Annotated in this window: 21 protein-coding genes; 9 read left to right on the forward strand and 12 right to left on the reverse strand. The window is 40.7% G+C overall.

Annotated elements, in window-relative coordinates:
- Positions 1-36 precede the first annotated feature (36 nt).
- The 4 genes from E2P86_RS14905 to E2P86_RS14920 form a co-directional block, all read right to left on the reverse strand.
- Complete coding sequence (locus tag E2P86_RS14905; RefSeq protein WP_085474372.1) at positions 37-729, reverse strand: zinc metallopeptidase; 693 nt, start codon at positions 727-729, stop codon at positions 37-39.
- A gap of 183 nt (positions 730-912) precedes the next feature.
- Positions 913-1,503, reverse strand: coding sequence for an RNA polymerase sigma factor (locus E2P86_RS14910; RefSeq protein ID WP_085474373.1), 591 nt, complete (start codon positions 1,501-1,503; stop codon positions 913-915).
- 270 nt (positions 1,504-1,773) lie between these two features.
- A complete protein-coding gene (locus tag E2P86_RS14915) occupies positions 1,774-3,045 on the reverse strand; it encodes a serine hydroxymethyltransferase (protein ID WP_085474374.1) in 1,272 nt (423 codons plus the stop codon).
- A 95-nt stretch (positions 3,046-3,140) separates the two neighbouring features.
- Positions 3,141-3,674 carry a DUF7935 family protein gene (locus E2P86_RS14920; RefSeq protein WP_085474375.1) on the reverse strand — a complete coding sequence of 178 codons (534 nt, stop codon included), beginning with the start codon at positions 3,672-3,674 and terminating at the stop codon, positions 3,141-3,143.
- A 185-nt stretch (positions 3,675-3,859) separates the two neighbouring features.
- On the opposite strand from E2P86_RS14920, the gene E2P86_RS14925 reads away from it, so the two are divergent.
- The 7 genes from E2P86_RS14925 to E2P86_RS14955 all read left to right on the forward strand — a co-directional run bounded on the left by E2P86_RS14925 (position 3,860) and on the right by E2P86_RS14955 (position 11,285).
- Positions 3,860-4,213, forward strand: a complete 354-nt coding sequence (locus E2P86_RS14925; protein WP_134433640.1) for a HesB/IscA family protein — start codon at positions 3,860-3,862, stop codon at positions 4,211-4,213.
- Positions 4,214-4,287: 74 nt separating this feature from the next.
- Complete coding sequence (gene ileS, locus E2P86_RS14930; protein WP_085474377.1) at positions 4,288-7,704, forward strand: isoleucine--tRNA ligase; 3,417 nt, start codon at positions 4,288-4,290, stop codon at positions 7,702-7,704.
- Positions 7,705-7,707: 3 nt separating this feature from the next.
- Positions 7,708-8,094 carry a TraR/DksA family transcriptional regulator gene (locus E2P86_RS14935; RefSeq protein ID WP_085474378.1) on the forward strand — a complete coding sequence of 129 codons (387 nt, stop codon included), beginning with the start codon at positions 7,708-7,710 and terminating at the stop codon, positions 8,092-8,094.
- Between the two features lie 56 nt (positions 8,095-8,150).
- Entirely contained in the window at positions 8,151-8,801 is a 651-nt protein-coding gene (locus E2P86_RS14940) for a lipoprotein signal peptidase (protein WP_085474379.1), read from the forward strand.
- 89 nt (positions 8,802-8,890) lie between these two features.
- Positions 8,891-9,838 (forward strand): M20/M25/M40 family metallo-hydrolase, encoded by a 948-nt coding sequence (locus E2P86_RS14945; protein ID WP_085474380.1) that lies wholly within the window; start codon positions 8,891-8,893, stop codon positions 9,836-9,838.
- Between the two features lie 11 nt (positions 9,839-9,849).
- A complete protein-coding gene (locus E2P86_RS14950) occupies positions 9,850-10,761 on the forward strand; it encodes an SDR family oxidoreductase (RefSeq protein WP_134433641.1) in 912 nt (303 codons plus the stop codon).
- Positions 10,758-11,285, forward strand: a complete 528-nt coding sequence (locus E2P86_RS14955) for an acyl-CoA thioesterase (RefSeq protein ID WP_134433642.1) — start codon at positions 10,758-10,760, stop codon at positions 11,283-11,285. The genes E2P86_RS14950 and E2P86_RS14955 overlap by 4 nt, the downstream gene beginning before the upstream one ends.
- Before the next feature lie 39 nt (positions 11,286-11,324).
- On the opposite strand, the gene E2P86_RS14960 is transcribed toward E2P86_RS14955, so the two are convergent.
- The 4 genes from E2P86_RS14960 to E2P86_RS14975 form a co-directional block, all read right to left on the reverse strand.
- Complete coding sequence (locus E2P86_RS14960; RefSeq protein ID WP_085474383.1) at positions 11,325-11,732, reverse strand: EVE domain-containing protein; 408 nt, start codon at positions 11,730-11,732, stop codon at positions 11,325-11,327.
- A gap of 28 nt (positions 11,733-11,760) precedes the next feature.
- Positions 11,761-12,111, reverse strand: a complete 351-nt coding sequence (gldC, locus tag E2P86_RS14965) for a gliding motility protein GldC (RefSeq protein ID WP_085474384.1) — start codon at positions 12,109-12,111, stop codon at positions 11,761-11,763.
- 210 nt (positions 12,112-12,321) lie between these two features.
- Complete coding sequence (locus E2P86_RS14970; protein WP_085474385.1) at positions 12,322-12,558, reverse strand: hypothetical protein; 237 nt, start codon at positions 12,556-12,558, stop codon at positions 12,322-12,324.
- Entirely contained in the window at positions 12,555-13,910 is a 1,356-nt protein-coding gene (locus E2P86_RS14975) for a DEAD/DEAH box helicase (protein WP_085474386.1), read from the reverse strand. The genes E2P86_RS14970 and E2P86_RS14975 overlap by 4 nt, the downstream gene beginning before the upstream one ends.
- Before the next feature lie 145 nt (positions 13,911-14,055).
- On the opposite strand from E2P86_RS14975, the gene E2P86_RS14980 reads away from it, so the two are divergent.
- Entirely contained in the window at positions 14,056-16,194 is a 2,139-nt protein-coding gene (locus E2P86_RS14980) for a S46 family peptidase (RefSeq protein WP_085474387.1), read from the forward strand.
- Between the two features lie 122 nt (positions 16,195-16,316).
- Complete coding sequence (locus tag E2P86_RS14985) at positions 16,317-16,496, forward strand: histone H1 (protein WP_085474388.1); 180 nt, start codon at positions 16,317-16,319, stop codon at positions 16,494-16,496.
- A gap of 123 nt (positions 16,497-16,619) precedes the next feature.
- On the opposite strand, the gene E2P86_RS14990 is transcribed toward E2P86_RS14985, so the two are convergent.
- The 4 genes from E2P86_RS14990 to E2P86_RS15005 all read right to left on the reverse strand — a co-directional run bounded on the left by E2P86_RS14990 (position 16,620) and on the right by E2P86_RS15005 (position 23,747).
- Complete coding sequence (locus E2P86_RS14990; protein WP_085474389.1) at positions 16,620-17,414, reverse strand: GLPGLI family protein; 795 nt, start codon at positions 17,412-17,414, stop codon at positions 16,620-16,622.
- Positions 17,415-17,424: 10 nt separating this feature from the next.
- Positions 17,425-20,154 (reverse strand): outer membrane beta-barrel protein, encoded by a 2,730-nt coding sequence (locus E2P86_RS14995; protein WP_134433643.1) that lies wholly within the window; start codon positions 20,152-20,154, stop codon positions 17,425-17,427.
- Between the two features lie 87 nt (positions 20,155-20,241).
- Entirely contained in the window at positions 20,242-21,030 is a 789-nt protein-coding gene (locus E2P86_RS15000) for a GLPGLI family protein (RefSeq protein ID WP_134433644.1), read from the reverse strand.
- A complete protein-coding gene (locus E2P86_RS15005; protein WP_166785210.1) occupies positions 21,030-23,747 on the reverse strand; it encodes an outer membrane beta-barrel protein in 2,718 nt (905 codons plus the stop codon). Before E2P86_RS15005 ends, E2P86_RS15000 begins: the two co-directional genes overlap by 1 nt.
- Positions 23,748-24,050: the final 303 nt, after the last annotated feature.

Genomic DNA, 24,050 nt, shown 5'->3' on the forward strand with positions numbered 1-24,050 from the left:
CCTGATGCCGCTTTCGTATGTCAATTGTCCGTGAGATTAGTCCCTACGTCCAAATAATATATAAGCGTAATACAACAACGTTACAAGAGCAGATAATGCAGCAACTACATACGTCATAGCAGCCCATTTCAAAGCATCTTTAGCGCCGTCATGTTCACCCGTGCTGTGTGTTACATTTGCTTTATCCAGCCATGCTAGTGCTCTGTTTGAGGCGTCGAACTCTACGGGCAGGGTAATGAATGAAAACAACGTTGTCAAAAACAAAGCAGCAACACCAATACCTAAAAGCCATGGACTTTGTGTAAATGCCATCATCAAGACACCCGCCATCAATACCCACGAGGTCAGACGCGAAGCGATACTCACTACAGGCACCATCGCCGAACGGAATTGAAGCCAAGAGTAAGCGGTGGCATGTTGCACGGCGTGTCCACATTCGTGAGACGCCACAGCCGCTGCCGCAACACTACGTCCATAATAAACTTCCTGACTTAGGTTAACCGTTTTATTGCTCGGATTATAGTGATCTGATAACTGACCTTCGTTTGCGACTAAAATCTGTACATCATAAATACCATTTTCATTCAACATCTTTTGTGCAATTTCTGCACCCGATAGTCCCGAAGACAAAGGCATCTCCGAATATTTCTTAAACTTATTCTTAAAACGAGACTGAACAATCCAACTGATTAATGCAATCCCAATAAATATAATCCAATATAATCCCATAATTTTTTTCTTCTTTTTCTCTTATATCATCAAATCTCATTCCACTCGCTTACAAATCACCCAAAAGAGACTAAAATAGTACGTTTTGTCATTTCATCACTTCCCACGCACTCCTTTCCATGACAGTTTTACATATATGTTCAAGCGGGACAGCCTCCGATGAAGACAAGACCGACATCTAGTCTATATCACATTCAACATCAAATTATGATCCTCGATCATCTTCCTCAAATTATTCAAGGCATAACGCATCCGTCCCAACGCCGTGTTAATACTCACCCCCGTTACATCGGCAATATCTTTAAAACTCATATCACAGAAGTGACGCATGATAAGCACCTCCTTTTGATCATCCGGCAACCGCTGGATGATCTTCTTCAGATCTAGATCGCGCTGATTGATGGACAACTTAGACTCCGGGCTCTCATCGGCAAATTCCAGCACGCCGAAAATATCATAGCCATCACTGCTGACAACCGTAGGACTACGCTTTTCTTTCCTAAAATGATCGATAACCATATTCTGAGCAATACGTACTACCCAAGGCAAAAACTTACCCTCGTCGTTATACCGACCAGATTTCAGCGTTTTAATTACTTTTATGAAAGTTTCTTGAAATATATCTTCGGCCAAGTATTCATCTTTGACTTGTAGATAGATGGAGGTATAAATTTTGGTTTTATACCTATTCAATAAAACTTCGATGCCTAACTCATTACCCGCTACATAAGCTTGGATGAGTTCAAGATCACTCTTTTCTTTCCATGTTTTCATAATAAATCTCCGCGATTTAGTAGAACAATTTTTTTAAGAGTAATAGTGTTTTATAGGCGCTCCTTCGTTTTGTTGATTTATACCTCAAAACAACCAAAAAATACTGGAAAATCAAATTAAAAGGCCCTTTTTTAACATTTCTTTACATATTTAACAAACCCTTTAAACGCAAAAAAACCTGTTTGACCGAAGCACAAACAGGTTTTCTTTACTTTTATGTCTGTATAACTATTTTCGTTATTAAAATAGCTATATCACATGATTTACAGTTTATTTATATAATGGGAACTGCGCCATCATTGCGTTTACTTTTCCATGGATCTTCGCTAAAGCTGCTGCATCCGAACGATTATTGATTGCTTCGTGAATCAACTCACCGATCTGAATCATTTCAGCTTCTTTCACACCTCTTGTAGTAATCGCCGCCGTACCGAAACGAACACCTGATGTTACAAATGGTGAACGGGTATCAAAAGGAACCATGTTCTTATTCGTCGTAATACCAGCCTGACCTAAAACAGCCTCTGCCTCTTTACCAGAAATATCTTTATTACGAAGATCAACCAACATCAAGTGGTTATCTGTACCACCAGAGATAATTTGGTAATCTCTCTCAACAAAAAACTGTGCTAAAACAGCCGCGTTCTTTTGTACTTGTTTAACGTATGCTAAATAGTCATCGCTCAATGCTTCACCGTAAGCAATTGCTTTTGCCGCAATAGTATGCTCCAATGGGCCGCCCTGAATACCTGGGAATACCGCTAAATCTAACAATTGTGTAATCGTACGGATTTCACCTTTAGGTGTTTTGATACCCCAAGGGTTTTCGAAATCTTTACCGACCATAATCATACCACCACGTGGACCACGTAATGTTTTGTGTGTTGTAGTCGTCACGATATGACAATGCGGAAGTGGATCATTTAATAAACCACGTGCAATAAGACCTGCTGGGTGAGAAATATCAGCAACAACTAGAGCGCCGATTTCGTCTGCTACTTTACGGATACGTGCATAATCCCAGTCCCGTGAGTAAGCTGACGCACCACAGATGATTACTTTAGGCTTTTCTGCACGTGCCGTTTCTTCTAATTGTTCGTAATCTAATAATCCTGTATCTTGTTTTACACCGTAAAATAATGGTTGGTAAAGTTTACCAGAGAAGTTTGCTGGCGAACCGTGTGTCAAGTGACCACCGTGCGACAAATCAAAACCTAAAATTTTATCACCTGGCTTCAAGATAGCTAAGAATACTGCTGCATTTGCTTGTGCTCCAGAGTGAGGCTGAACATTCACCCATTCCGCACCAAATAATTGCTTTGCACGGTCAATCGCTAATGTTTCAATTTGATCAACAACTTCACATCCGCCGTAGTAACGCTTTCCCGGAAGGCCTTCAGCATACTTGTTGGTCAATACTGAACCTGCAGCTTCCATTACTTGTTTACTAACAAAGTTTTCAGAAGCAATTAATTCAATCCCTTCCTCTTGGCGCTTTAGCTCTTCAGCTATTAGGTTAAAAACGATCTGATCTCTTTCCATTATTTTATTCTTAAGGAGTAAATTTTAAAATTCTTATGATTTTGCTGCAAATATAGTATAAAAACAGCAAAACAACGAGCAAAAGCCGGATATTTCTATACAGACAATTCCTTTTTAAGTATCAGCTGTACAGCTGCATAAGGATTCTGCTCCAAATTCTTCACATGTTGCAGTACCGCACTGATATATTGATCTACTGGCGCATCCTTAGGCAGCCCCTCTTTCGCATTACGCAGCAAACTTAATGTATTGTCTTTCAGCTCACCCACAAAAGTCCAAGCAGTATCTGTTACATACAGTTGCTGTGTGAGATTATGTTGATATTCACTCTCTACTTCATTCAAGATTTGACGCACAAAACGATCTGTTGAAATATCAGCACTGTGGTTCCGTAACATCAGTTGTTGGGGCTCAACACGGTGTGTAAACAACAACAACCGCTCGTACGCCCCAAATCGCAGTTGCTGCATTTCCTTGGTGAATTGTCGATTTTGATTAATTGCATTTAAGCGCAATAAAAACGATTCTACCTTAGGCCATACCAGCCAAAAAAGAACCAAACCTCCCGCCAAAACACCAAATGCAATCACAAAAAGTTGGATAAAAAAATCAACAAATTCTTTACTCATTATCTCCTATATTACGTGTTCCCAAACTTAAAAAAATTCGTTTTGATTACAAAGCCGTGAACATGCCATACCAAAGTAAATTTATGCCAGTTACAGCAGGAACACACTCGTTCGCAATAGCAACACTAGTTTTTCCTCAAAAAACTATGTAATTTTGTTTTGTTTATAGCTTTAAATTTAAGACGATGAGTACAGATAGCATTACAGCAGTAGCTCCAGTAACCTTAACCGAAGGTGCTGTAAAAGAGTTAAAAAAACTAATTGACCAGCAAGAAATTGGCGAAGATTTCGGTCTGCGCATCGGCGTCGAAGGTGGCGGCTGTTCGGGCATGAGCTACCTTCTTGGTTTTGATCAAAAGAAAGAGGGTGATAATGAGTATCTTGTTTCCGGGATCCGTATGTTTATGAATAAGGCACACGGCATGTACTTGGCCGGCATGGAGGTTGACTTCAAAAATGGCTTAGATGCACGTGGATTCACATTTAATAACCCAAATGCGACCAGTACATGTGGTTGCGGAAGTTCTTTCTCGGCATAGATTACTTCTTCTTTCATCCTTTCGCTGAAATTGCTTAAATTAGCGACCTTTAGAAAAACAATAGCAATTTTCGGATGTACAAGGAATATAAGCAGTTAAATTTACCTGAGATAGGGCAAGAGATATTGAAACGTTGGGAATCGAATAACATCTTTGCAAAGAGTATTTCGAACCGTCCAGCAAGTAAACCGTACACCTTTTACGAAGGGCCACCTTCGGCAAATGGTATGCCGGGTATACACCACGTGATGGCGCGCTCTATTAAAGATATTTTTTGCCGCTACAAAACACTTAAAGGGTTCCAAGTAAAACGTAAAGGAGGCTGGGATACGCACGGCCTTCCTATTGAACTTGCCGTAGAAAAAACCTTAGGCATTACAAAAGAAGATATCGGAAAGAAGATATCCGTCGAAGCCTACAATGAAGCCTGCCGCAAGGAGGTCATGAAGTACACCGATGTTTGGAATGACCTTACCCAAAAAATGGGGTATTGGGTAGACCTGGAAAACCCATACATTACCTACGAAAATGAATACATTGAAACGCTTTGGTACTTACTAAAAGAGTTATATAAAAAGAATCTTCTTTATAAAGGTTATACGATCCAACCTTATTCACCTGCTGCAGGTACAGGATTAAGCTCACACGAGCTTAACCAACCGGGCACCTATAAGGATGTAAAAGACACGACCATTGTCGCGCAGTTCCGCTTAGATAAAAAACAGGTGCATCCGCTGATCTCTACCCTCGTGGAGTCTGGCGATGAAGATGTTGCTTTTTTAGCGTGGACAACTACGCCATGGACGCTACCAAGCAACACGGCTTTGGTTATCGGAAAGAATATCGACTACGTCAAGGTCAAAACGTTCAACCAATATACAGGCGCTCCGGTATCGGTAATACTAGCAAAAAACCTACTTGCTAAACATTTTAAAGCAGAAGGTCAAGGCGCCTCTTTCCAAGATTACCAAGTAGGTGATAAAATTGTTCCTTGGGAAGTTGCAGCAGAATTTAAAGGCGAATCATTGATTGGCTTACGCTACATTCAACTGATGCCGTACATCACCAGCGAAGAGCTTTTAGAGAAAGCCTTCCGTATTATCCCAGGCGACTTTGTTACCACGGAAGATGGTACAGGTATCGTTCATGCTGCACCAACCTACGGCGCAGATGACTTTAGAGTATGTAAAGAGAACGATGTACCAGCCATCTTGGTAAAAGATGAGAATGGCAAAGATGTTCCGACGGTAGACCGTACAGGTCGTTTTGTAGCGGAGATCACAGACTTTGCGCATCGCTTTGTTAAAGAAGAATACTACAGCAATGAAGAGAGAGAATCCCCAGACTTCCGCCCTACAGATGTGCTTATTGCCATTAAACTAAAGGAAGATAATAAGGCATTCGACGTAAAAAAATACGAACACAGCTACCCACACTGTTGGCGCACAGATAAACCGGTTCTATACTACCCGTTAGATAGCTGGTTTATCAAAACTACAGCTGTGAAAGACGAGATGGTGGCCCTGAACAAAACAATCAACTGGAAGCCAGAAGCAACAGGCACTGGTCGTTTTGGGAACTGGCTGGAAAATCTAGTAGACTGGAACTTATCTCGATCTCGCTACTGGGGTACGCCTTTACCAATCTGGCGTTCAGAAGACGAAAACGAGGAAATCTGTATCGGTTCCTTACCGGAAATGAAAAAGCTACTAGAAGAAGCGATTAACTCGGGGGTGTTGTCAGCTGAGGAAAAAGCTACAAACGAAGCTTACTTAGCAAAGTTTGACACCGACAGTCTCGATTTGCACCGTCCGTATGTAGATGATATTGTGTTGGTGTCTATCAACAACCAAAAGATGTTCCGTGAACCGGATCTAATCGATGTTTGGTTTGATTCCGGAGCTATGCCTTATGCACAATGGGGATTAGACCATGAAAAATTAGCAAACGGTGATGCCTATCCGTTCAAGGAGGGGTACAATAGCGCTTTCCCGGCAGACTTTATTGCGGAAGGTGTCGATCAAACACGGGGTTGGTTTTTCACATTACATGCCATCTCAACGATGATACAAGGCTCCGTAGCCTTTAAAAATGTCGTTTCAAATGGTCTTGTCTTAGATAAGAACGGAAATAAAATGTCCAAACGTCTTGGAAATGGTGTAGATCCATTTTCGACGATTGAGCAATACAGCGCCGATGCGACCCGTTGGTATATGATCAGTAACGCGGCACCTTGGGATAACCTTAAGTTTAATGTGGAAGGTTTAGACGAAGTACGTCGTAAATTCTTCGGCACCCTATATAACACCTACGCTTTCTTTGCTCTATATGCAAACATTGACAAATTTAGTTATGCGGAAGCAGATATCGCCATCGATCAACGTCCAGAAATCGATCGATGGATTATTTCTCTACTAAATAGTCTTACTGCGGAGGTCGATAACTATTATGCGGATTACGAACCGACGAAGGCTGCACGCGCCATTCAGAACTTTGTGGATGAACATTTAAGCAATTGGTACGTTCGTCTATGTCGCCGTCGTTTCTGGAAAGGTGAATATAGTGAAGATAAGATTTCAGCGTACCAAACGTTGTACACCTGCTTGGATACCATTGCGAAGTTGATAGCCCCAATCTCCCCTTTCTTTGCCGATCAGCTATATCTAGACTTAAACAGCGCATCGAAAAAAGAGAACTTTGAATCGGTTCACTTAGCGGACTTCCCGGTTTATCACGCTGATCTAGTAGACAAAGAATTGGAAGAACGTATGGCTTTGGCACAAGACATCTCTTCGCTCGCTTTATCATTGCGTAAGAAAACAAGTATCAATGTCCGTCAGCCGCTAAATAAAATTTTAGTACCCGTATTAGATACTGCGTTTCAAGAGCGCGTTGAAAAAGTTAAAGAATTAATTTTATCAGAAACAAACATCAAGTCGATCGAATTTATTTCTGATACCACAGGTATTATTAAGAAAAAAATAAAACCAAATTTTAAAATTCTTGGCGCGAAAGTTGGTAAGGATATGAAAGTCGTTGCTGCTGCAATCCAATCCTTGACCGATGAAGACATCAATCGCTTAGAACAAGCGGGAACGCTTGCACTATCAGGAACCGCATACAGTATCACCCCGGAAGATGTCGAAATCATCGCCGAAGATGTAGCGGGATGGCAAGTCGCTAACTTGGGTAAATTAACGGTCGCATTGGATGTGCATATAAGCCCGGAGCTCAAGAAAGAAGGATTATCTAGGGAATTGATCAACCGCATTCAAAACCTCCGTAAAGAGAAGGGATTTGAAGTTACAGATCGGATTAAAGTCATAATAAGTCAAAACGCTGATATACAAGAAGCTGCTAGCGATAATTTATCGTATATTTGCAGCGAAACATTGGCTGACTCTTTAGAATTCAAGGATACACTGGATAAGTTAGCTGATACCATCGAGATTGATGGCACAGAATTAAGAGTATTAATTGATAAAATTTAGATTATGGGAACCACGAATGAGAAAACACGCTACAGTGATGTAGAGCTTCAAGAATTTAAAGACATTATCTTGGAGAAGCTACGCATCGCTAAGGAGGAATTAGGCGCACTTACTTCCACGTTGAGCAATAGCAATGCGAATGGAACAGATGATACTGCAGGTACCTATAAGACACTAGAAGATGGATCTGCAACCTTGGAGAAAGAGCAAACCAATCAATTGGCTGCTCGCCAAAAGAAATTCATCGACAACTTAGAGGCTGCGTTGGTACGTATTGAAAACAAAACATACGGTATTTGCCGTGAAACGGGAAAGCTGATCCAGAAAGAAAGATTGAAAGCTGTACCGCATACCACGTTAAGTATTGAAGCAAAAAACAAACAGTATTAATTTTTGAAGATTCTTAAAATGGTCTTTGCATAAACAAAGACCATTTTTATACATTTATGAAAGGCTACACTAAACCCTTACTCCTTATCTCTCTTGTCTTATTAGTGGACCAATTATCTAAATTTTGGGTTAAACTAAATATGACCATCGGTCAAGACTTTAACATCATCGGCAATAAATTTCTGATTCATTTTATAGAAAACAATGGAATGGCATATGGTATGGAGTTTGGCGGAGAGTTCGGTAAACTATTTCTAACCCTATTCCGCATCATTGCTGTTGGCGGTATTGGATATGGCCTGTACTACATGGTCAAAAACAAGTATCATCGTGGCTTTATCCTAAATGTAGCGCTTATTTTTGCAGGTGCCTTAGGGAATATTATCGACTCGACCTTTTATGGTGTTATTTTCAGCGAAAGTACTTTTTATGAAAAAGCATCTCTTTTTCCAACGGGAGGTGGCTATGCCTCGCTCTTTCATGGAAAAGTAGTGGATATGTTGTACTTCCCACTTATCGAAGGGAATTTCCCTGATTGGTTTCCGGTATGGGGAGGCGAACATTTCTTATTTTTTAGACCCGTTTTCAACATTGCTGACTCCGCGATATCAGTTGGCGTGTTCTTGATTCTTATTTTCCAAAAACGTTATTTCAAAGAAGAACGGGTGGAAAAAGAAAGCATAAACAGTGAGGTCTTAGAAGACTAAACACACCTCTCAAAAACCTTATCGCGATCCCCTTGTTGTAGTAAAAGCTGCAACAAGGTATCAAATCCCTAACCTCAGCTATACTACATATGAAAAATAAAGCGACATCAGTTTCTTTTTTCCTTTGTCTGTTTCTTTTAGCATGGTCTGCTACTGCTATTGCACAGATTGATCAAAAGCAATTAAAAAAACACATCTATTTTCTCGCTTCCGACAAAATGAAAGGACGCGGAACAGGCTCTAAAGAAGTCCGTAAAGCGGCCGACTATGTGGAAAAGCATTTCAAAAAATACGGCCTCAAGCCGCAAGGTGAAGTGGGCTATAGACAATCTTTTCAAGCGAAGGTACGTCGTGTTGTTGTTCCTGACAGCATCAGGCAGGCCGATAATATTATAGGTTTACTGGATAACGGCGCCCGCAAAACCATTGTGATTGGCGCGCACTATGATCACCTCGGAATGGGACACCAAGGAAGCTCAAGAGATTCCTTAGGGGTTGGTAAGATCCATAATGGAGCCGATGACAATGCTTCGGGTGTGGCCGGACTGCTTGAATTGGCGCGTCACTATACGACAAACAAGGAAATCGAACCTTTTAATATTCTTTTTATTGCCTTTGGAGCGGAAGAGCTCGGCCTGGTCGGTTCTAAATATTTCACGGAGAACCCGACGATTCCACTTTCCGATATACACTGGATGCTCAATATGGATATGATTGGCCGATACAACCCAAATGGCGTCGCGGTGATCGGCTATGGCACAAGCAGTAAATTCCCTTTAATCTTTGAAGGAATTACCAGCACCATCAAATTTAACTTGAGCAAAGATGGTAACGGAGGATCGGATCAGACATCTTTTTACAAAAAAAATATTCCTGTCTTATTTTTTCATACTGGCGGTCACGATGATTACCACAAGCCTGGTGATGATCCGGAAAAAATTAATTATCCAGACTTGGCAGCGATCCTTCAGCTAGAGATTGATGTGGTTAATAATTCCATGAAATACCCATCGATGGATTTTATCTGGACAAACTAACAACAACTGTGATGCGTATACTACTAACGGGGTCGAATGGTTTTTTGGGACAAAAGTTAACCGATATGCTTTTAGATCGTAACGATGTGTCGTTATTTTGCACCTCTAAAAGTCCGAACAGAAACCCCAACCAAAGTGGCTATGCCTTTCAACAAATAGCGTTAGAAGATAGGGAGGATTTGCGCCAAGCCATCACTTCTTTTAAGCCGACACACATCATTCACACCGCAGCGATGAGCAGCGTGGAAGCCTGTGAGCAAGAGCCCGAACGCTGCCAACAAGTCAACGTTGAAACGCCACGCTTACTTGCTGAAATCGCAGCACAGCACCATATTCATTACACCTTTATTTCGACCGACTTTGTGTTTGATGGCCAAAATGGTCCTTACCGAGAAACAGATCCTACCGGCCCTTGCAATGCATACGGAAATAGCAAAATAAAGGCTGAAACAGCCGTTCTAGCGGCCAATCCTCAAGCAGCTATTCTTCGTGCCATATTAGTTTATGGGGTGATAGCTGACAAAAACAGGTCCAACCTTATCCTGTGGGCAAAAAGCAAATTAGAAAACAAAGAACCGATTCAGGTGGTAAGCGATCAATGGCGTATGCCCACTTGGGTAGATGACTTAGCACGTGCTTGTATACTAGCGGCTGAAAAACAAGCTGCCGGTCTTTATCACATATCAGGCGATACCTTATATAGTATCATCGAGGTTGTCCAGCAGGTCGCTGATTACTGGCGACTGGACAATAGTCTTATCCGACCTATAGCTGCCGAAACAATCGGACAAGCTAAAAACAGACCACGTACAACAGGTTTTATCCTCGATAAGGCCAAAACACAACTGGGCTATACCCCCACTCCACTTGAAGATACTTTTCGACAGATGGATATTCAACTCTTAAAATTACAGCAATCATGATCAAGAAATTTGCCAAAGACTCCTATACCGAAATGAATGAGCTCGTTCTACCGAATGACACCAATACCTTCGGAAACCTAATGGGAGGACGTCTTTTATATTGGATGGATATCTGCTCGGCAATGGCGGCACAGAAACACTCGAATAGCCCTGTTGTCACCGTATCTGTTGATAATGTTTCCTTCACACGCTCCATCAAATTAGGTGAAGTGGTTACGATCCAAGCGAAGGTTTCACGTGCTTTCTCTACTTCTATGGAAGTACGCATGGAGATATTCGCCCATAATTTACCGGAAGGTACACGTGTAAAAACAAATGAAGCCTACTACACATTTGTCGCCATTGATGAGCAAACAAGACCACGCAAAGTAGCGGAGTTAGTTCCTGAAACGGAAGAAGAGAAACAAATATTCGATGGCGCACTACGTCGTCGGGAATTACGCCTTATATTGGGTGGGAAGATGAAGCCTGAACAGGCAACAACATTAAAAGATTTGGTTAACCTATTTAGTGAGAAAGGTTAGTCCATATATAAAAACGGGGGGCAGTGCCCCCCGTTTTTATTATTCATTGCCCAATGCGACAATACGATCAAACTCTTCTACTTTTAGTGGCATCACTGACAAACGACCTTGACGTACTAGGGCTACATCTTGTAGCAATTCGTCTTCCTTAATTTTCTCCAAGGTCACGGGTGTTTTAAATGTTTCAACCGGTGCCAAATCAACCACCACCCAACGGGCATCATCCGTTGTTGGATCTTGGTAGAATTCCTTAACCACTTTTGCAATCCCAACCACTTCTTTTCCTTCATTGCTATGGTAGAACAACACCAAATCTCCCTTTTGCATCGCCTTTAGGTTATTGCGTGCTTGATAATTACGGACACCATCCCAAAATGTTTCGCCATCTTTATTAAACTGCTCCCAGCTGTATTTGAAAGGTTCAGATTTTACCAAAAAATAGTTCATAGCTTATAATAATTAATAGTCCTAAAGATTAGTTCTCCGGCTCTAGTACTTCCATCTTATCGGCAAAGTGTGCACAGTAATCCCGTAAGTCACCAATCACCTTATCGGCCATCGGGTCCCCCCCAGAAGCACGTAAAAAAGAATCGCCAAGCGTTTGCAACGTTTCATAAAAGAAACGCTTCATCTCGTCATACGGCATATCTTTTGTCCACAAATCAATACGCAATGAGTTTTTGTATTGAGCATCCCACAGGGCTAAAAACATCGCCTTCGCGGGCATCTCATCTGAGGTCTCTCCATCGGTAGAAGACCAATCGATCGTGTCCGGCACATTTTGCTCATCCAGTACTACATTTAGTTTTATCTCTGCTTTTTTCATTTCTCAATAGTTACTTTTTCTGTATATTTTATCGTCTCCGTTTCTACCGGGACCTGATTTAATGAACGACGTAAAAGATTAGGCCGCTACATGATTCTATTTTCCCGAGATATCCTCCCTCGTATAGTCAATCTCTGAACAACGTTCTTTTAAGCGGGTAAGTCTTTTTAATCCTAGAACAGTCCAGAATGGACATCATTTACGAATAACCTACATTATACGTATCAAAACAGCTAGAATTCCCGTGACCAAGATAAACCCGATCTCCCCCATCCAGAGCTTTTGCATATCCTTGACCAGCAGCCGAAAAACAATATCGGTTACAAGTAAAAAAACGATAAACAAAATGAACCGCCATACCGCAAATTCAAATTGATCATTTCCCCACTCCGTTACAAACCAAGCTATCACGACAGCCAATGCAATATTCAAGGGTGTTAATTTCATCGGTAGCGTTGCGTTGGTTTTTTACCTACGGGTTTCTTCCCGCCCGATTTCTTTCCACCAGACTTCTTGGCAGCAGGTTTGCGCTGACCAGACTCTTGTTGCTTAATCATCCATTTTTTATCATGGAAAGCACCTTTAAAATCAGGATTATCTTTCTTCTTCTGGTTATCTATCTCTCGTGCTATTGCTTGTTTTTCATCAAACCCAGTCTTCTCTACAAATACATCCTCCGGCAATTCCATCACCGGAATTTGTTGACGAATAAGCTTTTCAATCTTACCAATAAAATACTCTTCTGCCGGGTTCGCAAATGTTATAGCATCACCTTCATTAAATGCGCGTCCAGTACGACCGATACGGTGCACATAATCCTCGATCACAATAGGTACATCAAAATTAAAGACATGGCTTACATTCGATACATCAAGTCCACGTGCAGCCACATCCGTGGCAACCAAAATACGAATCGAACCTTCCTTAAAAGCATTGATCGAATTAATCCGCGTATTTTGACCTTTATTCGCATGAATCACCCGCACATTATCTTCCCCATATTTCCGCTCCAAGAAATGAAACACATTATCTGCGACCTGCTTCGTCTTACAAAAAACAATAATCCGATGAAAGGATTCATCATCCTTCAGCAAATGTTGTAAAAGATTGAGCTTGGTCTTTAGGTTGGGTACATGGTAGAGCGATTGTGTAACCGTTTTGGCCGGCGTAGCTTGTTCTGTAACTTCAACAACCGTCGGGAACAATAAAAAGTCACCTGAAATTTTTCGCACCAACTCACTCATCGTCGCCGAGAAAAGCAAATTCTGACGTTTGCGCGGTACAATTTCCAAAATGCGGTGAATCTTACTGATAAAACCCATGTCCATCATCTTATCGGCCTCATCCATAACCAAAAACTTTAAGGACTTGGTATTGATTTCGCCTTCAAGATATAACTCTAAGAAACGTCCAGGAGTTGCTACAATAATATCACAGCCCTTCTGTAACTGTTCTTTTTGTGTCTTAGGTCCTAAACCGCCATACAGCAAAACAGTACGCAAATCCAGATACGTCGAAAACAATCGAATATGCTCTTCAATCTGCATCGCAAGTTCCCGTGTAGGGGAGAGAATCAGTGCCCGCGGATCATTCCCTTGCGCATATTTGAGTTTCATCAATAACGGAAGTACAAAAGCAGCAGTCTTTCCTGTTCCTGTCTGCGCGATTCCCATCACATCTTGCCCTGCCAGGATTGGTGTAATTGCTTTCTGCTGAATTTCCGTCGGCGCATCGTAGCCCGCCTCCGCAATTGCATTTAATATTTGTTTGTTAAACTTGAAATCTTCAAATGATGCCATTCGACAAAGATAAATAAAAGCAACTACATCAGTTTATTTTTCCCAGATATATGACATAATCGAAGCACAAAGCATTTTATTGCGGCATAATTTTGATTTGAGCAGGAATTAAGTCAAATTTGTGGGTATAATAATAAGGTTGAATATGAAAAAAATATTGATTTTCTTACTACTTAGTGTAGTAAGTATGACCACCTTTGCCGATGAGGGGATGTGGTTTTTAATGCATTTGAAGCGTCTCAACGAAGCCGATATGCAGAAAAAAGGCTTGAAATTAACGGCCGAAGAAATTTATAGCATCAACAACTCTTCCCTAAAAGATGCTATCGTACAATTTGACGGTGGATGTACAGCGGAAATCGTATCCGGGCAAGGTTTGGTTTTCACCAACCACCACTGTGGATATGGCGCGATCGCTGAACTCTCGACACCAGAGAACGATCACTTGACAAACGGTTTCTGGGCAAAATCTTTTAAGGAAGAATTGAAACCAAAATCATTGTATGTCCGCTTCTTTGTGCGTATGGACGATGTATCAAAACGCATCTTAGGTTTGGTAAATGACAAAATGAGCGAAAAAGAACGGGAACGTGTTATCAACCAAGAAATTGCTAAAATCGAAAAAGAAAATAGCGAAGGTGGTAAATATGTAGTTTCTGTAAAATCATTCTATAATGGGAACGAGTACTACTATTTCGTTTACCAAGATTACACAGACGTTCGTTTAGTAGGAACTCCCCCAAACAGCATTGGTAAATTTGGTGGTGATACCGACAACTGGGAATGGCCGAGACATACAGGTGATTTCTCTATCTTCCGTGTATATGGTGATAAAGACGGTAACCCAGCAGCCTATTCAGAGAGCAACGTACCACTAAAACCAAAACACTTTTTACCTGTAAGTATCAAAGGAATCAAAGAAGGCGACTTCTCTATGATTTTAGGATACCCAGGTCGTACAAACCGTTGGATGCCTGCTGCGGGTATTGATCAAAATGTGAACTTCGCGTATCCCGCTTGGGTGGAAGCATCCAAAGTAGGTATGGATGCCATGAAAAAACACATGGATAAAGATCAAGCCGTAAAATTGAACTATGCTTCACAATACTCCGGCGTGGCCAACTACTGGAAAAACCGCCAAGGTATGATCGATGCTTTGACGAAACACAAAACAGCAGATACCAAACGTAAGCAAGAAGCATCTTTTGATAAGTGGGCCAACAAAAAGGAAAATAAAGCGCAGTACGGGAACGTGATTCAAACGATCAATTCTTACTACAGTGCGACCAACGATAAGGCACGCCACGACAACTACCTAATCGGTATGTTACGCTCTTCTACATTTGCTGCCTTACCAGCGAACCTAGGTAACGCATTCAAACAATATGCTGCTGCAAATGAGGCGAAACGTAATGAAATCCGCCCGCGCTTAGAGACTATTATTGCAGACACATACGAAAAAGCATACATTCCATTGGAAGTGGATGTCCTTTCGGATGAGTTAAACCTATACGCTAAAAAAGCAGGTAAAATTGCACCTTACATTGCCGAATTAGCTACAAAAAATGGTGGTAATTTTCAGCAGGACATCCATAATGCTTTCTCAAGCAGTATATTCGGATCTGCGGCTCATGCGAAAAGCTTCCTTGACAACCCGACGTTAAACAACGTGGAAGAAGATCCTTTATACCTTATCTCATCCGCATTGATGACGAAGTACCGTGAAAGCTCGCCCGAGACTGAAAAGATGAATGGTGAATTCCAGGCCGCACACCGTAAATACATCGCAGGAGTTCTTGCCTCTAATCCAAAAGGTAAATACTACCCGGATGCCAATTCGACACTGCGCTTAACATATGGAACCATTAGAGCTTTACCGGCGGATCCTAGAAACGATGCAAAAGTAAACAACTATACCACGCTAAAAGGTACAATCGCGAAGTATAAACCAAACGATGAAGAGTTTGATTTACCAAAACGTTTAATGGAACTATACGAAACTAAAGATTATGGACGTTATGCTGATAAGGATGGGTATATGCCTGTTAACTTCTTGAGTGATCAGGATATCACAGGCGGTAACTCTGGTTCACCCGTTTTAAATGCAAAAGGTGAACTTATTGGCCTAGCTTTTGATGGTAATATCGAAGCGATGGCAGGTGATGTGATTTTTGACCCTGTATTGCAACGTACCATCTCGGTGGACATCCGTTATGTATTATTCGTGATTGATAAGTTCGCTGGTGCTCAAAATATCATCAATGAGCTTAAAATCGTGGAGTAAAGGCCACAGAACAAATTTATTTATTAAATAAAATGCAAAAATTATGCTTTATTTCATTGTTTTTGTATATTTATGATATCTTAGAATATTAATTAATAGAAACTAAAATTATATAAGTAAAAATGGAAAACTACAACAAATTAAAAAGCTTAGTAGCTTCTATCGAAGCTGATGCAGACAAGTTCTTTAACAACGGTAATTCTGCTGCAGGTACTCGTGTACGTAAAGGTTTACAAGAAATCAAAACGTTAGCACAAGAGATTCGTAACGAAGTTACTTCTAAGAAAAACGACGTAAAGTAATCTTACTTTTCATTTATAAAAAATCCCGGTTTAGCTTACTAAACCGGGATTTTTTATGTGTCTCAACAAGATCAGTACGACAAGATATTGGGCACAACTTTACGAGACAATACGCTCGACCCCTTACAATAAACTGAGCTCAATTATATACTTCAACGTTTCTTTATTCAACCAGTTCGACATGGTTGAAGTGAATAACTCAGCGATCTGTTGACGCGACATTACCTTCGTTTTTTTATTCTCAAATACCTTTTTATCCATCACGACTTGGTTGCTAAGCTCTACTTTATTCGCAAAATAAGAGACGTGCTGACTCGGCACGACCAGCCCGAGGATCATTCCCGGAAGACCGTTTATAGACTCTGGTCCTCCAGATACAGGTAATTCATTAGCGTAGTAAGCAACCACATAAATCGAATCCGGAGTCAGGCCGTTGGCGCGACGACAATTATATCCTGCAATTTCGCGATACTCGTCGGTCATGCGCCAAGTAATTCGTTTCATCGTATCTTGGATAATTACCTTATCTCCAACGATATCATTAAAGCGTTTGTATGATCGATCTGATAGGCTGGATAACGTCTGTGCATCAAAGTCCAGCGCAAACATCATCATGTACTGACGTGTACGAGGCTCTATTTCTGCCCCTTTCAAAGGCTCAAAATAAGTCTCCTCTGGCGTGAACTTCAGCGTTTTTTTCAATACTACATTCTCAGGAATACTCGGCAACATCTGCTCAAACTGTCCGCGCGAACGTTCGTCGGCCTTATCAATAAACTTCTTCGCCACAATATTTTTCATATACATGGTCTTATCAAATGTGATAACCCCCGTACGTCCAAAGTGAGCATATTGCGCCTGGACAAGTTGCAGCACACAAACCGCCACAACTGTTACTATAATAGATTTTAAGTTCATTCTTTCTTGATTACTTGATAAACATTTTTGTGAAGTCCCAGGATACCTTTAACATATAGTAGCGACGGATCGTTTCAAAGCGTTGTTGTGTAAAGACAGAATTTCTGGCCGACCTACTAAACCCTTTATTCTCATTCAAAAGGTCGTTAACCGTAAAATCAACCACCAAAGACTCATTTTTAAAGAACTTCTTACTCACTCCCGGGTGTACTAAAAACTGCTCAAATTTTTCCCCAAAAGCATCCGTCGGAGCCTCATACGTATAATTGTAATTCACGTAGACCTTAAATGTCTTCGTCACGAAATACTCCACGTTTCCATTTGACCCAAATACAAAACCATTGCTATTTATCTCTTTCTGTAAGCTGGATTTCATCACCCGGTATTGCGGACTTAGGTTGATATTAAAATTCAACCCGGTCTTGGTATCGCGCATAAACTGATAGGTGAAATTATAGTTCGTCGTATTCACTTTGTTCAATTCTCCATTAAAAAAGTTGTAACTTTTAGATCCCGACAAGCTAAACTGAGGAGAATGTGCCAAGCCTAGTTTCTTAGAAATTTTTTCATAATGACCAGCCCACATATTAAAGCTCGAATTAGTCTTTCCATCAATATTCTGCCACTCGTAATAGTTAATCGACTTATCAACCGTAATATTCTGCGCAATTGGATCTTTCGTTAATTCGGCGTAACCACCAATGTACGTATAACTTCCCGATAATGCTTTAAAGGTATTGTAACCAAGATTAACGGAATTTGAAAAGGCAGGTTTCAGATTTTCATTTCCCAAGTAACGGTTCAAAGGATCCGCATTATCTTGGATCGGTTGAATCTGCGAGAGCGACGGCAAGCGATTCGTTCCGTTATAATTGAACCATAAATTCTTGCTCTTAGAGATATTATAATTACCACCTAATGAAGGATTATACGTCAAGAAATTACGTTTCAAATCTGATTGTGTATAATTATTCAACTGATGTAGATTATCATTATTCAAACTATTCGCTAAATTCAAGCGAAGTTTCTCTGTGATGTATTGCAAAGACAATTTATAATTGTTGCTATTGCGATTGAAATCATAGTTGTTACTGAAGCGACGGTCTAACTCATCGTAATTACCACTTCCTGATTTATTATAGGATTCCAACAGTGAACTGTTTTTACTTCCCACAAGCCCCACTACGGCTGATAAGGTAAGTACCTTCGAAAGGGGCTCGGTATACGTCACTTGCCCCTGTACCAAGCTGCTCTTTTGTAACCTGTTTTTCATCTGATCCGTAATAGTATCCTTGGATAGCAAGAAATTGTGCACCTCAGAATACAACGAACCGCCTCCGCTCGTTTCATCGTTGGTGTATTTTCCATAGAACGATAGTGAACGTCCTTTTTTCAAGAACTTATGCGTAAACAAGGCATTAACATCGTACGAATTAATCTTATTTTCCACCAATTCATTTGTCTTTTCACGCATAACCGTATCCTGCGTATCATTAAACAGCTGCGCTTTCCGCTCCGTATTTGTCCAAAGATTCTTACGGCTAGCACCTCCCGAAACAAGCAAAGAGTTTAACGAATCAAAAGCTAGATCATAACGCAGGTTAACCCGGTGTAGATCATTTTCAGAATCTACATTCCTTGACGAATTCTGGTTAATAATTCCTGTTTGGATAGTCTCTTCGGTACCATCGCTCTCAATACGTCCATATTTATAGTTCAAATTCAGTTTATGCTTATCGCCTTTAAACTTATCCGAAAAATTAACCCCCGTATTGATGGCCCGTGGTATACCAACGACGCCCTCCCCAGAGAATGGGTCACTAGATCCGACCATCATTGTTGCACCATCATCGCCATAACTAACACCCGAATCACCACCAAATTTTTGTGCATCCTGCCAGTTCATACTTGTGGTCCCATTATTACCAAACAGTCCATACGCCGATATTTTCTGACTTCCTTTAAACTTATTGAGCATCAACTGCCCCATATAATATTTATCTGTCCCAACGCCACCTAGCGCCTTTCCAAACATACCGTTCTTGGCATCTTCTTTCAACTTCACATTGATGGTCTGCTCCCGCTGCCCGTCATCCACTCCCGTTCGTTCGGCCACATCAGATTTTTTCTCATAGACCTGTACCTTATCCACCATATCCGAACGAATATTACGCGTCACCAAAGTCGGATCATCCCCAAAAAATTCTTCCCCATCGACCAACACTTTTTTCACGGTCTTACCTTGTGCCGTAATCTTTCCCGAAGCATCTACCGAGATTCCTGGAAGCACCTTTAACAGATCCTCCACCTTCGCATTCTTTTCCACCTTAAAACTACCGGCATCATATTCGGTAGTATCGCCTTTAATCGTAATCGGCATCCGACCTGTAACCACAATTTCTTCTAAAAGATGGCTAATACTAGAAAGTTTAACATCGCCCAGATTTGTATCTGTTTTGCCATTCACCATACGATAGAAATCGGCATACTTCGGATAGCTCACCACCAAGATATAATCTTGATCATCTCTTTGAGGCAAGGAAAATTGTCCGTTTTCATCGGCACGCGCAAAATCGACTAAAATAGAATCTTTGGCCCGTAGCAACATAGCTAGCGCATCTTTTAATTTTATGGACTGATCTGCTTCATCGCTGACCCGACCCGTAATTTTTGTTTGTCCATGAATGACTGTAAAACTACAGCATACAAAAAAGGCAAACAGGAGGAATAATCGCTTCATCTTATAAGTTTGGGTTTCTATAAATAAGTCGTACATCACGCCCTTTTGTTACAACTTTATTGTATTTTTTTTAAGTGTCTCTAAAATCTATAAAAACAAGCCCAGCATCTGTATCTTAAACTGCTTCTCCGTAGTCCATTCACCGACACTCATACTTTCTCGCAGAAAACTTTGAATCTCTTTACGCGTCATAGGTTTATCTCTTTTCTTTCCAACGACTTGAGTCACCTCCGGTTGTCCAATTTCAACTTTTGTTGCATAGATACTGGTATGCCGATCGGGAATGACCGCGCCGAGGATCATCCCCGGTAGGCCATGAAAGGTACTCGGTCCGGAGGAGAGAGGAATATCGTCTGTATAGAACGCAACGACATACACTGAATCCATGATAACCCCATTCGCACGCCGACAACTGTAACCTGCAATCTCCCGATACTCATCCGTTATCTTCCACTTCACGTTTAATAGCGAATCCTGAGTCCACATATTCGTCCCCTGGTAGTCCATAAGACTGTGCATCTGCTTCTTTTTCATATCCTGATAAAAGATGCCCTCATAATCTAAGCCGAACCAAATTAAACTCCGCATAAAGCCCGTTAGCTCTTGCTTTACTGGCTCATAACGCGATTTTTCATCAGAAAACAATAACTTACTTTTAAATATGTAGGTTTCTGGAGCTTTGGACATCATCTGCTCCATATAGGTCTTATCAAAATTATCGTTCTTTCCGACGGACGTCAGTGTTTTTAAGAAATTTTTGACATGCACCGTCTTCTCAAAGTGTATGGTTCCGCCCTGCGGAAAATAAGCATACTGTGCGGATAATGTGTGAGAACACAAAATGACTATCCATAAAATTACGATTCGAATACGCATTATTCAGCACCTCCTTTCATCGATGTAAAATCCCAACTAACTTGTAACATAAAAAAACGTCCTATTGTATTATATCTTTCTTGTACCAACGTACTTCCATTTTGTCTTCTGGAAAAACCAACATTTTGATTCAATGCATCCTGAACATAAAAGTCCATGGTTAATGATTCATTTTTCAAGAACTTTTTACTCACCCCTGGTTTCCACAACAGACGATCAAATTTCTCGTTAAACACCCCGGTTGGAGCCTGATACGTATAATCCATATCAGAATATACCTTTATCTTTAAGGGTAAAAAATAAGCAAGGTTCCCTGTTAATCCATATTCAAAACCATTGCTATTTAAGTTCGGCTGTAGCGAATTCTTTAACACATTGTATCTCGGTCTGAAGCCAACATCAAAGTCAAGCCCTTTCTTTGCATATCGATTAAAACCAAGGCTAAAGGCATAGTTCATATTATTATTTTCACTTAGATCTCCATTGATATAATTGAAATAGTTGTTATAACCTCCCGAAAGCTCCAGGTTAATGCGCACTTTTTTCTTTTTCCAGACGTTCATTCCGGTTCCTCCATAAAATCGAAACGTTTGTCCTACATCCTCCAAATTGGTGTAGAAAAATGTACGGATACCTTCGGCAATCGTTATATTTTGCTGAATATTATTGAATTGTTGGCTCCATCCTACATTAGCATACGAATAACGATCTTTTAACGGATTGTATGCATTATAGCTCAAGCCGTATTCGTTGGACTGGGACGGCTTCAAGTTTTCATTTCCAACAATAATATTGAGGGGGTCCGTATTTTGTTTCAAGGGTTGTACCTGTGACAACGACGGTAAATTATTGTACCGATTAAAACGAAGGCCTACACTTTTACTTTTCGATAATTTATAACGCAAAAAGACCGAAGGACTATAGGTGAAATAATCCCTATTTAAATCTAGTTTCTGATAGTTATTAACCTGATAGAGGTTATCATTTCGAAACGAATTGGTCACACCTGCATCCAACAAATCCGAACGGTAATTAAACGATAGGTTGGCTCCGTGCCTTGTCGTATTAAAATCAAAATCATTACTAAACTCAAGATCTAGATCATCGTATTCTCCATCGATTTTATTATATGAATTATTAACGGAAGAAGCGTTGCTCCGACTAAACTCGTACTGCAAGCTGCTTGTTAGCTTCTTCGTGATTGGTTCCGAATAAGTAAGGGACGAACGGAAACCTGTCCTTTTACTAATCATCTCTTTACGCTGGTCAATTTCTTGTTTGGAATGTAATTCCCCAGCATTATAAAGATTAGTCGTTGATTGTAAAAAGCCATTCCCCTTATCCTCGTTTACCTCTCCATTTGCACGCAACGAAAAGGATCGTCCTTCTTTTCGAAATTTACGCGTCAGGTACACGCTATAATTAAACCCCTGTTTATCGGTTATCGTATGCTGAGAAGAAGTATTATCATTCAATGTCACATCATCTCCATCAGAATTTCTTGCTTTCCTGGTCCGATCGGATTCCGATTTCCCTTTCGAAGCACCCATCGAAAAAGTTGCTGTCGTAAGAGAATCAATATTCAAATCATAACGTCCATTAAAACGATGCTTATCATTACTTGAAAAATTAGTACTATTGTCATTGCTGTTTAATATAGAATCTTTCGCATTCTCTTGTGAGAGCACAGCAGCCACTTCATCCTTCTCCGTATGTCCAAGCTTGTAACTCATATTTACTTTGTGCTTCCCACCCTTCCAGCTATCAGCGAAAGAAACGCCCGTGCTCCATGCCTTTGGCTTACCTCGTCCATCCCAATAATCCATTTCATCACCAGACCAAGAAAAATACATTCCCCCATCATCCCCGACCTCAGTCGACATATTGGAAAAACCAAATTTATCACTGTCTTCCCAATTCAGAGAAACCGTACCGTCATTACTTCCCAGCGCATAAAATCCAATCTTTTGCGAACCCGAAAATTTATTGACCGCAACTTTTCCCGTGTAGTACCCGGCAGACTTGTCTCCACCGCCACCAGCATCAATCTTACCAAAGACGCCTTTCTTTGCGTCTTCTTTTAGCTTCAGGTTTATCGTTTGAAGGCGCTGTCCATCATCCACCCCCGTACGCTCTGCCTCCTCCGTTTTTTTCTCATACACCTGTACTTTATCCACCATATCCGAACGGATATTCTTCGTTACCAAGGTCGGGTCGTTGCCAAAAAATTCCTCCCCATCGACCAGCACCTTCTCTACTTTTTTTCCTTGCGCGGTTATTTGACCATTGGCATCCACGGTGATACCAGGCAATACGCGAAGCAGATCTTCTACTTTCGCATTCTTCTCAACCGTAAAACTTGAGGCGTTATATTCCGTGGTGTCTCCCTTAATAACAATAGGTATTTTTCCTGTAACGACAATCTCCTCTAATAAATGGCGAACACTCGTTAAGGCAACTTGACCCAGATTTAAATCTTTATTTCCAATGACATTTTTTACAACAGCCCCAAATTTAGGGTAGCTTACGACCAGCAAATAATCGGCCGTATCGGGTCGCATTAATGAAAATCGACCCTCAAGATCGACACGTGTATGCGCCACCAGGATAGAGTCTTTTGCCTGCAATAACATAACAGTTGCATGTACAAGTTTCGTAGTCCGCTCACCATCATCCACGACCTCTCCAACAACTTTGGTTTGGCCAAGTAAATCCATGCTACAGAACAAAAAACAACATAACATAAAGGTTAGTCTTCTCATAAAAAAGTAAAGGTTGTATCTAAGTACTACGAAAATATCATAATTAAATATGAGTTACATACAAGGCAAAACTATTTAACACTTAATTAACACGTACACAGAGAATGATGCAAATATTAGAATTTTCCATACAAAGGGAAAAAATATTTTTATATCGCGTTTAATCTCCTATTTATTACACTTAAACACACACGTTAAACACGTATACCAAACAATCATATTTGCCAAACCTTTACCCTCGCAAAGCCGTTTTATGAA

It is taken from the genome of Sphingobacterium psychroaquaticum (assembly GCF_004421025.1).
Taxonomy (GTDB): Bacteria; Bacteroidota; Bacteroidia; order Sphingobacteriales; family Sphingobacteriaceae; genus Sphingobacterium; species Sphingobacterium psychroaquaticum.

Bases quoted from the DNA above. Each gene is read 5' to 3' on its own strand.
- E2P86_RS14905 (WP_085474372.1), bottom strand. From the start codon at position 729: ATGGGATTATATTGGATTATATTTATTGGGATTGCATTAATCAGTTGG.
- E2P86_RS14910 (WP_085474373.1), bottom strand. From the start codon at position 1,503: ATGAAAACATGGAAAGAAAAGAGTGATCTTGAACTCATCCAAGCTTAT.
- E2P86_RS14915 (WP_085474374.1), bottom strand. From the start codon at position 3,045: ATGGAAAGAGATCAGATCGTTTTTAACCTAATAGCTGAAGAGCTAAAG.
- E2P86_RS14920 (WP_085474375.1), bottom strand. From the start codon at position 3,674: ATGAGTAAAGAATTTGTTGATTTTTTTATCCAACTTTTTGTGATTGCA.
- E2P86_RS14925 (WP_134433640.1), top strand. From the start codon at position 3,860: ATGAGTACAGATAGCATTACAGCAGTAGCTCCAGTAACCTTAACCGAA.
- ileS (WP_085474377.1), top strand. From the start codon at position 4,288: ATGTACAAGGAATATAAGCAGTTAAATTTACCTGAGATAGGGCAAGAG.
- E2P86_RS14935 (WP_085474378.1), top strand. From the start codon at position 7,708: ATGGGAACCACGAATGAGAAAACACGCTACAGTGATGTAGAGCTTCAA.
- E2P86_RS14940 (WP_085474379.1), top strand. From the start codon at position 8,151: ATGAAAGGCTACACTAAACCCTTACTCCTTATCTCTCTTGTCTTATTA.
- E2P86_RS14945 (WP_085474380.1), top strand. From the start codon at position 8,891: ATGAAAAATAAAGCGACATCAGTTTCTTTTTTCCTTTGTCTGTTTCTT.
- E2P86_RS14950 (WP_134433641.1), top strand. From the start codon at position 9,850: ATGCGTATACTACTAACGGGGTCGAATGGTTTTTTGGGACAAAAGTTA.
- E2P86_RS14955 (WP_134433642.1), top strand. From the start codon at position 10,758: ATGATCAAGAAATTTGCCAAAGACTCCTATACCGAAATGAATGAGCTC.
- E2P86_RS14960 (WP_085474383.1), bottom strand. From the start codon at position 11,732: ATGAACTATTTTTTGGTAAAATCTGAACCTTTCAAATACAGCTGGGAG.
- gldC (WP_085474384.1), bottom strand. From the start codon at position 12,111: ATGAAAAAAGCAGAGATAAAACTAAATGTAGTACTGGATGAGCAAAAT.
- E2P86_RS14970 (WP_085474385.1), bottom strand. From the start codon at position 12,558: ATGAAATTAACACCCTTGAATATTGCATTGGCTGTCGTGATAGCTTGG.
- E2P86_RS14975 (WP_085474386.1), bottom strand. From the start codon at position 13,910: ATGGCATCATTTGAAGATTTCAAGTTTAACAAACAAATATTAAATGCA.
- E2P86_RS14980 (WP_085474387.1), top strand. From the start codon at position 14,056: ATGAAAAAAATATTGATTTTCTTACTACTTAGTGTAGTAAGTATGACC.
- E2P86_RS14985 (WP_085474388.1), top strand. From the start codon at position 16,317: ATGGAAAACTACAACAAATTAAAAAGCTTAGTAGCTTCTATCGAAGCT.
- E2P86_RS14990 (WP_085474389.1), bottom strand. From the start codon at position 17,414: ATGAACTTAAAATCTATTATAGTAACAGTTGTGGCGGTTTGTGTGCTG.
- E2P86_RS14995 (WP_134433643.1), bottom strand. From the start codon at position 20,154: ATGAAGCGATTATTCCTCCTGTTTGCCTTTTTTGTATGCTGTAGTTTT.
- E2P86_RS15000 (WP_134433644.1), bottom strand. From the start codon at position 21,030: ATGCGTATTCGAATCGTAATTTTATGGATAGTCATTTTGTGTTCTCAC.
- E2P86_RS15005 (WP_166785210.1), bottom strand. From the start codon at position 23,747: ATGGATTTACTTGGCCAAACCAAAGTTGTTGGAGAGGTCGTGGATGAT.